This is a genomic window from Mesorhizobium shonense (assembly GCF_040545255.1).
GTDB lineage: Bacteria > Pseudomonadota > Alphaproteobacteria > Rhizobiales > Rhizobiaceae > Mesorhizobium > Mesorhizobium shonense.
In genome coordinates, this window is record NZ_JBEPLM010000008.1 from 1 (window position 1) to 15088 (window position 15088).

The window sequence follows — 15088 nt, forward strand, 5'->3', positions numbered from 1 at the left end:
GGCTGTAGGCAAGGCCGCCACGCGGCACATGCACGCCGTGGCGAGCGAGCAGTTCCTTGGCCTGGTATTCGTGAATGTCCATTTTTTCCTCCCGGGGATTGTCAGTGCGCCTGCGCCTGGCCGGCGCGCTCGATCGCCTCGCTCACCACCAGCACGTTCCGCGCCATGCGCTCGGATGCCGCGTCGATCATCTTGCCGTCGAGCGCTGCCGCACCCTTGCCGAGCGCCTCCGCCTCCTTGAGCACCTCGAGGATGCGTCGGGCGCGCGTGACCTCCTTCTCCGGCGGCGAGAACACGTCGTTGGCCAAAGCGATCTGCGAAGGGTGGATCGCCCATTTGCCCTCGATGCCGAGCGCCGCGGCACGCCGGGCGGCCGCCTTGTAGCCTTCGGGATCGGAGAAATCGCCGAACGGCCCGTCGATGGCGCGCAGGCCGTAGGCGCGGCAGGCGACGGTCATGCGCGAGAGGGCGAAATGCCATTGGTCGCCGGGATAGTCGGGGTTGAGGCCACCGATGTTGACGGTGCGCGCCTTGTTGCTCGCGGCATAGTCGGCGACGCCGAAATGCATTGCTTCGAGCCTGCCGGGGGTGGCTGCGATCGCCTCGACATTGGCCATGCCGAGCGCCGTCTCGATCAGCGCTTCGAGGCCGACACGGGTCTTGAAACCCTTGGCCATCTCGATCTGGTTGACCATGGCTTCGACCATGTAGAGGTCGGCCGGCACGCCGACCTTCGGCACCAGGATCGTGTCCAGCCGATCGCCAGCTTGTTCCATCACGTCGACCACGTCGCGGTACATGTAATGGGTGTCGAGGCCGTTGATGCGCACCGAGACGGTCTTGCCCTTGGCGCGCCAGTCGATGTCGTTGAGCGCCTGGATGATGTTCTTGCGGGCGCGTTCCTTGTCGGGCGGCGCGACCGCGTCCTCGATGTCGAGGAAGACGAAGTCGGCGGCGCTGTTCGCCGCCTTGTCGATCATCTCCGGGCTGGAGCCAGGAACCGCCAGCTCGCTGCGCTGGAGCCTGAGCTTCTTGAGGTGGTTGATGGTGTGGCTCATCGTCTGCTCCTCACGCCGCCTCGGCGACCGGCACTTCGGCCGTGCGCCTGAAATGCTCGATCGCTGCCGCCACGCCGGAGCCCGGCGCAAGGCGCACGCCGCAATCGAGCAGCGCCATTTCGGCCGCCGACAGCGAAGCACAGACCATCACCTCGTTCAGCCAGCCGAGATGGCCGATGCGGAAGACCTTGCCGAACACCTTGTTGAGGCCGCCGCCGAGCGATGTCTGGTAGGTGCGATAGGCGCGCTTGACGACGTCGCCGCTGTCGATGCCTTCCGGCACCAGGATGGCGCTGACCGTGTCGGAGTGCCATTGCGGCGACTTTGCGCACAACTTCAGGCCCCAGGCGTCGACCGCCTGGCGCACGCCCTCGGCCAGGCGGTGATGGCGGGCGAAGATATTCTCCAGCCCTTCCTCGGCAATCAGGTCGAGCGAGGCGCGCAGGCCACGCAGCAATTGCGTGGCGGGCGTGTAGGGGAAGTAGCCGGCGTCGTTGGCGCGGATCATGTCCTCGAAGGAGAAGTAGCAGCGCTGGTGGGTCGCGACCCGCGACGCGGCAAGCGCCTTCTTGCTGACCGACAGGAAGCCGAGGCCGGCGGGCAGCATGAAACCTTTCTGCGAGCCGCTGACGGCGCAGTCGACGCGCCACTCCTCCTGGCGGAAGTCGATCGAGCCGATCGACGAGACACCATCGACGAAGAGCAGCGCAGGGTGGTTCGCGGCGTCGAGCGCGGCGCGACAGCCGGCGACGTCGCTGGTGACGCCGGTCGCGGTTTCGTTCTGGGTGCAGAAGACCGCCTTGATGCGGTGCGCCTTGTCGGCTCGGAGCTTCTCCGCATAGAGGTCGAGCGGAACGCCCGTTCCCCACTCGCAGTCGATGACGTCGACCTCGAAGCCGAGGCGCTCGGCCATGTCGACCCATAGATGCGAGAACTGGCCGAAGCGCGACATCAGCACCCGGTCGCCGGGGTTGAGCACATTGGTCATCGCCGCTTCCCAGGCGCCCGTGCCCGACGAAGGGTAGATGAAGACGCGGCCGGTCTCGTTCTTGAAGACCCGTCTGATGTCCTCGAACAGCGGCAGCGTGAGATTGGGGAAGGAAGCGGCGCGCATGTCCTCCATCGGCAGGTTCATGGCCTGCCGGACCTCCTCCGGAATGTTGGTAGGCCCTGGGATGAAAAGATGGGTGAACCCAGCCATGCGCGAACTCCTCCGATCGTTTGGGATGGTGGAGGAAGTTTCGTTGCGAGGGCGCCGAGCAACAACACCTTGCCGGGTAAGTTGTCGCCGCGCGTGGGTAGGGCTGACCTACCCGGTCGGCCTACCCGAATGGCGATTTGGACGTGCGGCGTTTCTCGTTCGCATAGAGCGCGACAGCCATGGCGCGGTTGCGCACGTCAAGCTTGTCGTAGAGATTCTTGAGGTGGTACTTCACCGTGTTCTCCGAGATCCCGGTCCGGGTCGCGATCTGGAGATTGGTCCAGCCATCGGACAGCACCGCAAGCAGCTCGCGCTCACGCACGGTGAGCTGCGACAGCGGCGTGTCGTTGACCTTGTTGATATCGATGTAGGGGATGCAGATCCGCCCATGCGCGACGGCCAGGATCGTCTCGAAGATGATCGGCGGATCGTCGAACTGGAAGCAGTAGCCTTGGGCGCCGAGGCGCACGCACTGCTTCAGGATGCCGATGTCATGGTCGTTGGAAAAAACCGTGATGCGCAGGTCGAGCTTGCGGTTCTGGACTTCCGCCAGGATATCCGCGCCGTCCATGTCGGCGAGTTTCCAGCCGATGACGGCGACGTCGAATTTGGTGTCCTCGGCCAATTCCAGGAATTGCTTGCCGCTCTGCACCGAACTCAAGAGCTCGAAACGCCCGTCGCATTCCAGCATCTCGCGCAGCGCCGACACAACGAGCGGGTTGCGCTCGGCGACGACAACGCGTACGCGCCGGTTGCCAATTGCTTCGTTCGTTTTCCGGGACTTGAGGTTCAAGGCCTGCCGATTGTCCTGTCGATCTTTATGCAGTTGCCGGTCCCTGCGGACCTGCATCATGACAATTCTGCCCCAATCGCAAAAGGGCGCTCTTTCCGCAGCGACATGCGCTGTCGCGCCGGCTGAAGTCGAGAATTGCCAGGCAGTCAGGTCGCGTCGAAGGCCTCACGCGGCATATTTCGCTGAATATTCCGCATGCTAGCGCAACGATTTCGCAAGACGAATCGCATCACGGCCCTATCTGCCGCATTGGCATAGGATTTCCCCGAAAAGCGGTTTCCACTTTCGGGGATCATGCTCTAGACCTTGATTTCGCACCCTTTCCGGATTCCTGTTGGCGGAGGCGCTGGTGGAAGCCCAGGACACAGAGACGACCGGCGCCAGGGCCGCCGACGAGCACCACGCCGATATCTACGGCGAGGACGGCGCCGTCCGTTCCTCCTTCCTTGCCCAGATCGGCGCGGCCATCGCCGACCGCGACACGTTGACCCTCAAGCGCGAGGTCGACGACCTGCATCAGTCCGAACTGGGCGATCTGCTGGAGGCGCTGCATCCCGAACAGCGCCGGGCCCTGGTCGAGCTGCTCGGTTCCGATTTCGACTTCTCCGCGCTGACCGAGGTCGACGAGGCTATCCGCCTCGACATCGTCGACAATTTGCCCAACGCGCAGATCGCGCAGGCGGTGCAGGAACTCGATTCCGACGACGCCGTCTACATTCTCGAGGATCTCGACCGGGAAGACCAGGAAGAGATCCTCTCGCAACTGCCCTTCACCGAGCGCATCAGGCTGAGGCGCGCGCTCGACTATCCGGAAGAGACGGCCGGCCGGCGCATGCAGACGGAGTTCGTCGCCGTGCCGCCGTTCTGGACGATCGGCCAGACCATCGACTACATGCGCGAGGACAAGAACCTTCCCGACCGCTTCAGCCAGATCTTCGTCATCGACCCGAGCTTCAAGCTGCTCGGCGCCATCGACCTCGACCAGATCCTGCGCACCAAGCGCGCGGTGAAGGTCGAGGACGTGATGCACGAGACGCGACATGCCATCCCGGCCACCATGGACCAGGAGGAAGCGGCGCGGGAGTTCGAGCAGTACGACCTGCTCTCGGCCGCGGTGGTCGACGAGAACGACCGGCTGGTCGGCGTGCTCACCATCGACGACGTGGTCGACGTCATCCAGCAGGAAGCGGAGGAAGACCTTCTGCGCATGGGCGGCGTCGGCGATGAAGAGCTGTCCGATACCGTGCTGGCCACCTCGCGTTCGCGCGTGCCTTGGCTACTCGTCAATTTGTTGACGGCATTCCTGGCGGCATCGGTGATCGGCCTGTTCGACCGAACGATCGAGCACATCGTGGCGCTGGCGGTGCTGATGCCGATCGTCGCCGGCATGGGCGGCAATGCCGGCTCGCAGACCATGACCGTCACCGTGCGGGCGTTGGCGACAAGGGATCTCGACATCTACAACGCTGCCCGCATCATCCGCCGCGAGCTGGGCGTCGGCTTCATCAACGGCATGGTGTTTGCGGTGCTGATCGGGACGGTCGCCGGGCTCTGGTTCCACGATCCCAACCTGGGCGGCATCATCGCGGCCGCAATGATCATCAACATGTTCGCCGCGGCACTGGCCGGAATTCTCATCCCACTGGTGCTTGACCGCTTCAAGATCGATCCGGCGGTGGCTTCGGCCGTCTTCGTGACCACTGTCACCGATGTTGTCGGATTCTTTGCTTTCCTTGGGTTGGCCACCTGGTGGTTTGGCGTTTCCTAAGAGAGTGCTACAATTGACTTTTACGTAAATGCCGTGCGACGTTGCCTTGGGATCATATGCCGATTCCGGCATGTGACGGGGTTTGATCGGAGGAAGGGCGACGCTTCTGCGTAGCGATGCCTGGACATTTGGGCGCGGGAGCGAGAATGCGGGAATATTACACGATCACCGAGCTGACGCGCGAGTTCGACGTGTCGACCCGGACGTTGCGATTCTATGAGGATGAAGGGCTGGTGCAGCCGATAAGGCGCGGCCGCACGCGGCTGTTCCGCCCCTCCGACCGGCATCTCATCCGCCAGATCATGCGCGGCAAGCGGCTCGGCTTCTCGATCGCCGAGATCCGGGAAATCATCCAGATGTACAAGGAACCGCCCGGCGAGGTCGGCCAGCTCAAGCTGATGATCAAGCGCATCGAGGAAAAGCGCGAGGACTTGCGCCAGAAGCGGCGCGATCTCGAGGAGACGCTTGCCGAGCTCGACCAGGCCGAGGAGTCGTGCGTGGAGCGTTTGGCGGAGTTGGGCGTCAATACCTGAGCGGGCCTTATCAGCTCAAATCCAGCGCCGTACTCTTTTGGCGTAGTCGCGATATTTCTTGCCGAACTTCGCCGCCAGCATCTTTTCCTCCTTCTCGATCGCCAGCTTCTGCGTCGCGAAGGCGGCGAGGAAGGCGAAGAGCAGGAACCAGGCGATGCCGGTGATGAAGGACACGCCGATCAAGAGCAGTGTGTTGGCGAGATACATCGGGTTGCGGGTGATGCCGAAGGGGCCCGACGTCACCAGATGGTCGGGCTCGGCATTGGGATTGAGCGTCGTCTTCGCGCGCACCATGGTGCGGATCGCCGTGACCCAGAGTGCGGCGACGCCAAAGAGCGCCACCCAGCCGGCGCCGACCAGGATGTCGCCAAAAATGTCGCCGATCCAGGGCAGCGGGTAGAGCATGCCGAGCACGACGCTGAGCGCGATCGCCACGACATAGATCACGGGCGGCCAGGGGATGATCCCATGCTTCGGCTGGGTGCCGGTCATTGTTGTCCTCCCTCCATCTTGCTTTCGGTCGCCGCGGTGCAGGTGCTCGCGAGATCCGCAAGATGCGATTTCCAGATCTCGGTCTGGTCGTTGCTGTAGAGCTTGTCGAGAGACCCTTCGCCCTTCAGCGTGGCCAGCATGCAGCCACAATAGCTGGAACAGAACGTCGTGTCCCGCTGCTGTTCGCAGGAGGCCTGGCAGGCTTTCAGGAAGCCCGCGTCCTTGTCCTGCGGCGGTGCCGGCATGACCTGCGAAAGCAGCCAGACTGAGCCGAACAGCACCGGCTGGTGGATAAGGTAGAAGGCGAGGCTGTGCCGGCCGATGAAGACAAGCGGATTGGACCAGCGGCCGGGCATCCAGGTCCCCAGGCGAGCGAGAAGGCCGGATGCTGAAGCGAGCTTGACGACCGCGACGCCTGCAAGCACCGCGCCGAACCATGGAAACAGCGGCACATAATCGTTCGAGCGCGGGTTGGTCGCCGACAGCCCGACCCACCACAGCGCCGGATGGTCGAAGAATTCCGACCTGGAAAAATAGGGCGCTGCGATCGCGGCCGCAGCGGCAATTGCAGTCAGCAGCGCCGGCAGCCTGAGAAACGCGAGGCCGAGCAGGCTTGCCAGCGCGATCTCATGCAGGATGCCGAAGAAGATGAAGCCGTCAGGCGTGGCGATATAGGTGACGGCCGAGATGGCGATCGCCGCCAGCGCGACCATGGCAAAACGCTTCCAGAAGCTCGGCCAGCGGATCTGGCGGCCATGCGCAAGGAACAGGCTGACACCGACCAGGAACAGGAAGGTGGAGGCGATGCAGCGCGCATAGAGCTTCCACCAGCCGAAGGCGGTCAGGCCGGGCGCGGTGTAGCCGAAGTTTTCGAGGTCCCAGGTGAAGTGGTAGCTCGCCATGGCGATCAGCGCGATGCCGCGCAGGATATCGATGGCGACGATGCGGCTGTGCTTCGGCGCGTCCTGAACGGCTTCGCTCGTCGTCTGAAGGCTCATGATCTCGCATCCGATTCAGTCGTGCCAAACGACTATCACGGTTCGAGCGAACAACAGAGGGTGGATCGGCGACTGCCGCTCCGGCCGTGTGGCGAGCCGCTTTAAGGTGTGTTGATATTCAGGTGATGCCGGCCTGCAAACTGCGGCCTTCTGCGCTTCCGGTGCTCACGGACCTGAATGTCCGCTCCGCTCCGGTTCTCGAAGGCCACTGTTTTCGGCTCGGCCTGACCTGAATCTCAACACACCTTAGGCCAGTAGCGGAAAGCCTTTGGCCGGCTTCGCTTTTCGGCTTCTCGGAGTCGGTTTCCTGCTACTGGCCGACCGCTGGTCCGGCCAGATTTGGCGAGCGATTCACTTTTCGGAGGGCCGATGTCCACCCATGTGCGCCATCCGATCTGGCTTCCGGCGCTGCGGCCGGCAGACGCGCGCACCTTCGCCTCGCTCTACGCGGTCGAATCCTTCGCCCGCGCCACGATCTCCAGCGTCATCCCGATCCAGGCCTACGAGATACTGCACAACGAGCAGATCGTCTCGATCCTCTACACAATCGTGTCGCTGCTCGGGCTTTCGGTGACGCTGTTCATTCCGATGCTGATCCGCCGCTTCGCGCGGCGCTGGGTCTACACGGCCGGCTGCCTGATGCTGGCGCTCGGTTCGGTTTTCTTCGTCACCCACACGCTGCCTGGGCAACTCGCCGGCATGCTTTGCCGCGTCATGGGGGCGAGCGCGCTGTCGATCACGCTCAACCTCTATATCATGGACCACATCCGCAAGACCGACTTCATGCAGGCGGAGTCGCTGCGCATGGCGTGGTCGATGTTTGCCTGGACCGGCGGGCCGACGCTCGGCATTTTCCTCTATGCGCGCTTCGGCATCTATGCCGCGCATGGCGTGGTCGTGGCCTTCGCGCTGGCATTGCTGGCGCTGTTCTGGACCTACCGGCTGGGCGACAATCCGTCGATCCGCCCCGGCAAGAGCCGGCCGGCCAATCCGCTCGCCAATATCGGCCGCTTCATCGCGCAGCCGCGCCTGCGTCTCGCCTGGCTGATCGCCTTCGGCCGCTCCTGCTTCTGGACGACCTTCTTCGTCTATGGCCCGCTGTTCATGGTGATCACCGGCGAGGGCAAGCTTGCCGGCGGGTTGCTGGTCTCGGCTGGCAATGCGCTGTTGTTCATGGCGATCTTCTGGGGCAGGGCGGGAAAGCGGTTCGGCGGCCGGCGGACCATGACCTTCGCCTATTTCGCGATGTCTGCCATGCTGCTTCTAGCGGGAGGTGTCGGCGCAGCCGCGCCGCTGCTCACCGCCGGCTTCCTGCTCTGCGGCGCGCTCTTCACCATCGCGCTCGACGCGCTGGGTTCCACCGCCTTCATGCGTTCGGTGCGCTCTTACGAAAAGGCGCAGATGGCGGCGGTCTACCGCACCTATCTCGACTTTTCCGAGTTGACGCCGCCGCTCGTCTATTCGGTGGTGCTGAGCTTCTTCGGGCTGGGCTCGGTCTTCGTCACGCTCGGACTGTTGGCCGCCTTCTGCGGCTTCGTCACCTGGCGCTATTTGCCGAAGTCGTTTTGACCGGATGGTCTTCCGCATTGTGGCGATTGTGCGGGCACCTTAAGCTCTGTTCGCATTGCCGGCTGGCCAGGGTTTCAAGCATGTCTGCAAGAACGATGTCGCTCACCGAGGAACTCGTCGCCCGCTGTTTTCGTGCGGTCGAGGATCCAGGGCCAGATCCTGATGCGCAGCATCTCTGCGACAGCGACTATGAAGCCATGCTCGACGCGTTCGAGGCTGAGCTTCCCGCGACCGAACCGCTATGGCTGTTGGGCTATGGTTCGCTGATCTGGAAGCCTGAAATCGAGCATGTCGAGGAGCGGGTCGCCGTGGCGCGCGGCTGGCATCGCTCCTTCTGTATGAAGATGACGCGCTGGCGCGGCACCAAGCAGAGCCCGGGCCTGATGATGGCGCTGGATCGCGGCGGGCAATGCAAGGGCGTCGCCTTCCGCCTGAACGGTGGTGAGCGCCGGCAAGCGCTGGACAAGCTTTTCCGGCGCGAGATGACGCTGAAGCCGACCAGCTACCACCCGCGCCTGCTGCAGCTTGCAACCGACAAAGGGCCGTTGCGGGCGCTCGCCTTCGTCATCAATCGCAAGGGCACGACCTATGCCGGCCCGCTCAGCGAAGAGGAGGTGGTCGAAAGGCTGGCGACGTCCTGCGGCCATTGGGGTTCGGGCGCCGATTATCTCTACAACACCGTCAAGAATCTCGAAGCGCGCGGCATTCACGACGCCCATTTGTGGCGATTGCAGCAGCTTGTCGCTGAAAGGATTGCCGGCTCCTAGCACGCCAGTGCGTGCCGCAATCGCGCTCTGAGGTGGCGGAATTTGGTTTGCCGGGCCCGACGATTCTGCCTATAGTCGGTCGTGTCGTCGGTTCCGTTTTTGGAGCCAAGAGGGAATGCGGTGAGGGTGGACTTTTTTGCCCAAAGCCGTGGCTGCCCCCGCAACTGTATGCGGTAGTCCTCTCCATAGACCACTGGGGATTTTTCCTCGGGAAGGTGGGGAAGGGCGCGGATCCGCGAGCCAGGAGACCTGCCGGCGACGGGAAAGTTGACTTCTATGCCCTCGGGTGGAGGGCGAAAGGACAAGACATGAATACCGCTTCCGTCTCTCTCGGCGCCTCCGTCTCCTCGCAGTCGCGCATTATGCAGCTGGCCTTGGCCGCGCTGCTCGGCATTTTCGTCGTCGGTTTCGTCGGCTTCTCGCATATCGATGCGGTCCACAACGCTGCCCACGACTATCGCCACTCGATGGCTTTTCCCTGCCACTAAGCTAGGTCCGACATCATGAACCTGTTTCGCAACGTCGTGTTTATCGCGGCGATCGCGGGGCTCGTGGCGGGCATCGCGCTCGCCTGCATGCAGGCCTACGCGACCGTGCCGCTGATCCTCAAGGCGGAAGTCTATGAAAAGGCGGGTGGCGGTCATCACCATGACCATGCCGCCGCTACCGCTACCAACAACAATGCGATGAGCTCGGCCGCTCCCGCGGACAACGCGATGAGCAGCGCTGCTCCGGCGCCGACGGAAGCGGCGGCTCCGGCCGAGGACGAGGGCTGGGCGCCCGCCGACGGCTTGGAACGCTTTGCCTTCAATGTGGTCGCCAACATCGTCACCGGCATCGGTTTCGCGCTGATCCTGGTCGCGGTCTCCGAATTCGCCGGCGGCATCGGCAACTGGCGCCAGGGCGTGTTCTGGGGCCTCGCCGGCTTTGCCGTGTTCACGCTGGCGCCCGGGCTCGGCCTGCCGCCCGAACTGCCGGCAATGCCGGCGGCCGAGCTTCTGCCGCGCCAGATCTGGTGGATTTCGACAGTGGCGGCAACGGCGGTCGGTCTTGGCCTGATCGCCTTCCGAAAGTCGCTGACGCTGGCCATACTGGCCGTCGTACTGATCGTTGCCCCGCATGTCGTCGGCGCGCCGCAGCCCGACAGCTTCGAGACGGCAATTCCGGAAGGGCTGCATCATCAGTTCGTGGTGGCGGTGACGCTCACCGACCTGGTGTTCTGGCTGGTGCTTGGTGCGGTCGTCGGCGTGGTGCGCGGCCGCTTCACCGGCACGGCGACTAGCCTGCGCGGCAGCTTTGCCTGATCGCGCCGAAGGTCGCCTGACCTTCATCATCGGCGGTGCGCGCTCCGGCAAGAGCGCGCATGCCGAAACTCTGGCGACGGCAACCCCTTCGCCCTGGGTCTACATCGCCACCGCCCAGGCCTATGACGACGAGATGCGCGAGCGCATCGCGCTGCATCGCTCGCGGCGCGGCGAAGACTGGGTCACCGTCGATGCGCCGCTCGATCTCACCGGCGCGATCGAGGCCTTGCCGGATCACCAGCCGGTGCTGATCGATTGCCTGACATTGTGGCTGACCAACCATATGCTGGCGGAACATGATATCGAGGCCGAATGCCGCCGGCTCTCGGATGTGCTGTCGCGCCCGCGTGGCCCATGGTTCGTGGTGTCGAATGAAGTCGGGCTCGGCATCGTGCCGGACAATGCGCTGGGGCGCCGGTTCCGCGACGCCGCCGGCCGGCTCAACCAGCAGGTCGCGGCAATAGCCGACAGCGTGCTGATGATGGTGGCGGGGCTGCCGCTCAAGGTGAAGTGACATGGCTGACGACAACACCACCGAAGACAGGGACGCCGAACGCCATCGCGCCAAGATGGCCAAGCGCAAGGCGGTGCAGGATGCCGAGGTGGCGGGCAAGACGATCGAGAAAGGGCTGCTGATCGTCAACACCGGACCGGGCAAGGGCAAGACCACCGCGGCCTTCGGGCTTGCGCTGAGGATGCTCGGCTACGGCAAGCGCATCGGCGTCGTCCAGTTCATCAAGGGCAAATGGCACACCGGCGAGAAGGACGCTTTCGCCGCTTTCGGCGACCGTGTCGTCTGGCATGCGATGGGCGAGGGCTTCACCTGGGAGACGCAGGACCTCAAGCGCGACATCGCCGCCGCCGAAGCCGCCTGGGCGAAGGCGCTCGAGTTGATGGCCAATCCCTCGATCAGCCTCGTGGTGCTCGACGAGCTCAACATCGCGCTGCGCTACGACTATCTTGACCTTGAAAAGGTGGTCGCGGCGCTGAAAGCGCGCCGCGAGGGCCTGCATGTCATCGTCACCGGCCGCAACGCCAAGCCTCTATTGATCGACGCGGCCGATCTCGTCACCGAGATGGGCCTGACCAAGCACCACTTCTCGGCTGGCGTGAAGGCGCAGCAGGGAATTGAATTCTGAAGCGCCATAAAGCGCGTCGCGCTGAAACGGATTCAGGCGACGCGCTTTTAAGTCTTTGTTTTGATGCATGTCGTTGTCCCAGAACCGCTGCACACTTCCGGGCGACATGCATTAACCGGCGATCGAAATGGTCAAGTAGATGATGAGGGCTGAAAGGATGCCGAACAGGCCGATCAGCAGCCAGTCGGCGACACGGTATAGCTTCAACGCCTGTCTTATGTCGGTGCTCTCGGCCTCACGGCGGCCGCCTTCGCCCATGAAGGCGTCCTCGACGATCTCGCCGCCATAGCTACGCGGCCCAGCCAAAGACAGGCCCAGCGCGCCGGCCATCGCGGCTTCCGGCCAGCCGGCATTGGGCGAGCGGTGTTTCCTGGCGTCGCGCCGCATCACCTGCCAGGCATTGCGAGGATCGGCGCCTTTGACCAGGAATGCCGCGAGCACGATCAGCAGGCCGGTAAGGCGCGATGCCGGCAGGTTGATCCTGTCATCGAACAGCGCCGCGGCACGGCCGAAAGCCTCGTGTTTCGGCGTGCGGTGGCCGATCATCGAATCGGCTGTGTTGGCGGCTTTGTAGGCGGCACCTCCCGCCAGCCCGCCGATGCCGGTCCAGAGGGCAGGTGCTACGATGCCGTCGGAGAAATTCTCGGCCAGGCTTTCGATCGCGGCGCGGGCGACGCCCGCCTTGTCGAGTTTTTCGGGATCGCGGCCGACGATGCGCGAAACGGCGATGCGGCCAAGCGTCAAGCCGCCGGTCTCCAGCGCATCGGCGACGTCCTCGACATGCTCGGCAAGGCTCTTCTGCGACAGCAGCGAGGAGCCGAGGATGGCCGCAAAGATGAGGCCGGTCGGGAAGATCAGCCAGAGCAGGACATGCAGCGTCAGTCCGATGAGGGCCGGCACCAACACTATGACCAGCAGCGCCTGGACGCCGCGGCGGCGACGCAATTCGTCGGAATCGGTGGCGCGGTTGAGACTGCGATCGAGAAAGGATATCAGCCTGCCGATCCAGGTGACGGGATGGCCGATGGCGTTGAACAGCCAGTCCGGATAGCCAAGGGTACGTTCAACGGCAAGTGACAGGAAAGCGATCAGGATCGACATGAAGCTTCTTGATGGAGCGATTGCTGCGGTGGATCACGGCGGATCCCTTGGCCGGGCGAGCGCGCTCTTCCCCCACGCGCCACGGCCTTTCGTCGATCTTTCGACAGGTATCAATCCGCACTCCTACCCGCTTTTCGAATTGCCCGCCACCGCCCTGTCGCGATTGCCCGAATCCGAGCGACTGCGCGAATTGGCCGAAATTGCGGCCAGGACCTATGGCGCGCCGTCGGCGGCGCATGTCGCGGCTGCGCCCGGCACGCAGATCCTCCTGCCGCGCGTCGCCTCGCTGGTGAGGCCGGGCAAGGCGCTGGTGCTCGGCCCGACCTATGCAGAGCATGCCAGAGCTGCCGCAATCGCGGGCCATGCGGCGGCGGAGGTGGACGATTTCGATGCCCTGGCGGATGCCGACCTTGCGGTGCTGGTCAATCCAAACAATCCGGATGGGCGAGTGGTCGAAAGGGATCGCCTGCTCGACCTTGCCGCGCGGCTTCGCGCCAAGGGCGGCCTGCTGGTCGTCGACGAAGCTTTCATGGATGTCGGGCCAACCGAGCAAAGTCTGGCTGGCCATGTCGGGCAGGGCGGCATCGTGGTGCTGCGCTCCTTCGGCAAGTTCTTCGGGCTCGCTGGCGTGAGGCTCGGTTTCGCGCTGGCCGACCGGCTGACGGTCGAGCGGCTGGATGCGCAGCTAGGGCCCTGGGCTGTCGCCGGTCCAGCGCTCGAATACGGTATCCGCGCGTTGGCGGACACCAAGTGGCTTTGCGACATGCGACGACGCCTGGCAGGCGATGCGAAGCGCCTTGACGCGCTCCTCGGCCGCTTCGGCATTCCCGTCGCTGGCGGTACAATTTTGTTCCGGTATTTGTCCTTGCCCGCCGTTCAAAGCCTGTTTTCCGCACTTGGCGAGCGTGGTGTGCTGGTCCGCCATTTTGCCGAGCGGCCGCAAGTCCTACGTATCGGTTTGCCGGGCAGCGAGGAGGAATGGCAGCGCCTCGAAGGCGCGCTTGCAGCCTGGGCCTCGCGGCGCGACGATGCGCCGAAGGAGACCGCACCATGATTCATGTCTGTTCGCTGTCGAAGGTGGGAGAGACGGTGGCGAGGACTGGCGCCGAACGGCTGCTGTCGCTGCTTGCGGCGGGCACCGAAGTGACCCGCCCGGCCTCCATACTGGCGGAAAACCATCTGCATCTGGTCATGCATGACATCGCCGTCGCGCAGGAAGGCATGACCATGCCGGGCGAGGAGCATGTGCGCGCGCTTCTCGACTTCGCCTATCGCTGGGATCGGGCAAAGCCGATGGTCGTGCACTGCTATGCCGGCATCAGCCGCTCGACCGCCTCGGCCTACATCATCGCGGCGGCACTGGCGCCCAAACGCGACGAGGCGGAACTGGCCAAGACGTTGCGCTTTCTCTCGCCGTCAGCGACGCCCAATCCGCGGCTGATCGCCGTCGCCGACACTTTGCTCGGGCGCGACGGCCGCATGATCGCGGCGATCGAAGCGATCGGGCGCGGCGCGGATGCCTTCGAAGGGACGCCGTTCGAGCTGGATATCCAGGCTTAAAGTAGCCAGTCGGCAAGCTTCGCCTTACGCACATCCCGGACGAGGTTGATAAAACCGTCGGCCTGATGCTCGGCCGTCAGCCGGCCCTTCTCGGCGGTCGCGATGCTGGCGTCGCCGACCACGCCGTTCGGATTGAGGTCGCTGGCGATCCAGGCGAAGGCGTGCGTGCCGGTGTGGCGCAGCAGGGCGAATTCCTTTTCGGCGCAGCCGACATTGGAGACGAAATTGTCGGCCTTGCCCATGTCGACGAGATCCGGCCGGAAGTGCAGCATCAGCGAGGTCTCGACATCGCCGCCGTGGATGCCGTGACGGTCCTCCAGCTCGGTATACATGCCGGCCGGGCGGCCGAAGCGCTGCCAGCTCGTCTTCACCGCCAGTATCTTTGCCTGCACGCGCAATTCGCGCGTTACGATGCCCATGATCTCCTCATTGCCGCCATGCGAGTTGACGACGATGAGTTTCCTGACGCCGGCTCGGGCGATCGACAGACCAAGCTCTGTCCATGCGTCCACCAGCGTGGTGGCCGGCAAGGTGAGCGTGCCGGGCGCGTGTAGATGCTCGTTCGACTTGCCTACCGCCTGGATCGGCAGGATGCGGATGTCGAGGTCGTCGGGCAGGCGGGCGATCACCGTTTCCAGCATGCCCGTCATGATCGAGGTGTCGGTCGAGACCGGAAGGTGAGGGCCATGCTGCTCGATCGCCGCCACCGGCAGCACCGCGATGGTCGCTTCCGCGTCGATCGAGGCGTATTCGGTCGCCCGGTAGTCGCCCCACCACACACGTCTCGTCGTCACTTTCGTCTCCC

General features: G+C 64.2%; 17 protein-coding genes and 1 riboswitch. Of the genes, 10 read left to right on the forward strand and 7 right to left on the reverse strand.

What is annotated here, in order from left to right; all coding sequences use genetic code 11:
• Positions 1–101: 101 nt before the first annotated feature.
• From ABID26_RS20405 to ABID26_RS20415, 3 genes are all read right to left on the reverse strand, one after another.
• Positions 102–1058 carry an HpcH/HpaI aldolase/citrate lyase family protein gene (locus ABID26_RS20405; RefSeq protein WP_292338810.1) on the reverse strand — a complete coding sequence of 319 codons (957 nt, stop codon included), beginning with the start codon at positions 1056–1058 and terminating at the stop codon, positions 102–104.
• A 10-nt stretch (positions 1059–1068) separates the two neighbouring features.
• Positions 1069–2259, reverse strand: coding sequence for an aminotransferase class V-fold PLP-dependent enzyme (locus ABID26_RS20410; protein WP_354416182.1), 1191 nt, complete (start codon positions 2257–2259; stop codon positions 1069–1071).
• Between the two features lie 121 nt (positions 2260–2380).
• Positions 2381–3052, reverse strand: a complete 672-nt coding sequence (locus ABID26_RS20415; protein ID WP_354416183.1) for a response regulator transcription factor — start codon at positions 3050–3052, stop codon at positions 2381–2383.
• Positions 3053–3401: 349 nt separating this feature from the next.
• Here ABID26_RS20415 and mgtE point away from each other — a divergent pair, with 349 nt between their 5' ends.
• Both mgtE and ABID26_RS20425 read left to right on the forward strand, forming a co-directional pair.
• Complete coding sequence (gene mgtE / locus ABID26_RS20420; protein ID WP_126099567.1) at positions 3402–4820, forward strand: magnesium transporter; 1419 nt, start codon at positions 3402–3404, stop codon at positions 4818–4820.
• A gap of 146 nt (positions 4821–4966) precedes the next feature.
• Positions 4967–5353, forward strand: a complete 387-nt coding sequence (locus ABID26_RS20425) for a MerR family transcriptional regulator (RefSeq protein ID WP_040969921.1) — start codon at positions 4967–4969, stop codon at positions 5351–5353.
• 15 nt (positions 5354–5368) lie between these two features.
• Here the strand turns inward: ABID26_RS20425 and ABID26_RS20430 are convergent, their stop codons facing one another.
• Both ABID26_RS20430 and ABID26_RS20435 read right to left on the reverse strand, forming a co-directional pair.
• Positions 5369–5845: a methyltransferase family protein gene (locus ABID26_RS20430; protein ID WP_126099568.1), complete on the reverse strand. Its 477-nt coding sequence runs from the start codon at positions 5843–5845 to the stop codon at positions 5369–5371.
• Positions 5842–6843, reverse strand: coding sequence for a heparan-alpha-glucosaminide N-acetyltransferase (locus tag ABID26_RS20435; protein WP_292301286.1), 1002 nt, complete (start codon positions 6841–6843; stop codon positions 5842–5844). The genes ABID26_RS20430 and ABID26_RS20435 overlap by 4 nt, the downstream gene beginning before the upstream one ends.
• Positions 6844–7212: 369 nt before the next feature.
• Here ABID26_RS20435 and ABID26_RS20440 point away from each other — a divergent pair, with 369 nt between their 5' ends.
• From ABID26_RS20440 to cobO, 6 genes are all read left to right on the forward strand, one after another.
• Positions 7213–8412 (forward strand): MFS transporter, encoded by a 1200-nt coding sequence (locus tag ABID26_RS20440; protein ID WP_292301284.1) that lies wholly within the window; start codon positions 7213–7215, stop codon positions 8410–8412.
• A gap of 80 nt (positions 8413–8492) precedes the next feature.
• A complete protein-coding gene (locus tag ABID26_RS20445) occupies positions 8493–9179 on the forward strand; it encodes a gamma-glutamylcyclotransferase (RefSeq protein WP_126099571.1) in 687 nt (228 codons plus the stop codon).
• Positions 9180–9250: 71 nt separating this feature from the next.
• Positions 9251–9450, forward strand: a riboswitch (cobalamin riboswitch).
• A gap of 37 nt (positions 9451–9487) precedes the next feature.
• Positions 9488–9667 carry a CbtB domain-containing protein gene (locus ABID26_RS20450; protein WP_095780832.1) on the forward strand — a complete coding sequence of 60 codons (180 nt, stop codon included), beginning with the start codon at positions 9488–9490 and terminating at the stop codon, positions 9665–9667.
• A gap of 15 nt (positions 9668–9682) precedes the next feature.
• Entirely contained in the window at positions 9683–10483 is an 801-nt protein-coding gene (locus ABID26_RS20455) for a CbtA family protein (protein ID WP_292301281.1), read from the forward strand.
• On the forward strand, positions 10476–10997 hold the full coding sequence (cobU, locus tag ABID26_RS20460) for a bifunctional adenosylcobinamide kinase/adenosylcobinamide-phosphate guanylyltransferase (RefSeq protein ID WP_292301279.1): 522 nt from the start codon (positions 10476–10478) through the stop codon (positions 10995–10997). The genes ABID26_RS20455 and cobU overlap by 8 nt, the downstream gene beginning before the upstream one ends.
• A gap of 1 nt (position 10998) precedes the next feature.
• Entirely contained in the window at positions 10999–11622 is a 624-nt protein-coding gene (cobO, locus tag ABID26_RS20465) for a cob(I)yrinic acid a,c-diamide adenosyltransferase (RefSeq protein ID WP_292301278.1), read from the forward strand.
• Positions 11623–11733: 111 nt separating this feature from the next.
• Here the strand turns inward: cobO and cbiB are convergent, their stop codons facing one another.
• Positions 11734–12723, reverse strand: coding sequence for an adenosylcobinamide-phosphate synthase CbiB (gene cbiB, locus ABID26_RS20470; protein WP_292301276.1), 990 nt, complete (start codon positions 12721–12723; stop codon positions 11734–11736).
• Here cbiB and cobD point away from each other — a divergent pair.
• Together cobD and ABID26_RS20480 are read left to right on the forward strand one after the other, a co-directional pair.
• The gene (gene cobD, locus ABID26_RS20475; RefSeq protein WP_292301274.1) at positions 12722–13777 is read left to right on the forward strand and encodes a threonine-phosphate decarboxylase CobD; all 1056 of its coding nucleotides are present in this window, start codon (positions 12722–12724) and stop codon (positions 13775–13777) included. The genes cbiB and cobD overlap by 2 nt on opposite strands.
• Entirely contained in the window at positions 13774–14283 is a 510-nt protein-coding gene (locus ABID26_RS20480; RefSeq protein WP_292301272.1) for a tyrosine phosphatase family protein, read from the forward strand. Before cobD ends, ABID26_RS20480 begins: the two co-directional genes overlap by 4 nt.
• Here the strand turns inward: ABID26_RS20480 and ABID26_RS20485 are convergent.
• On the reverse strand, positions 14280–15077 hold the full coding sequence (locus tag ABID26_RS20485; protein ID WP_292301270.1) for a creatininase family protein: 798 nt from the start codon (positions 15075–15077) through the stop codon (positions 14280–14282). The two genes, ABID26_RS20480 and ABID26_RS20485, sit on opposite strands and share 4 nt — an antisense overlap.
• Between the last annotated feature and the right edge of the window lie 11 nt (positions 15078–15088).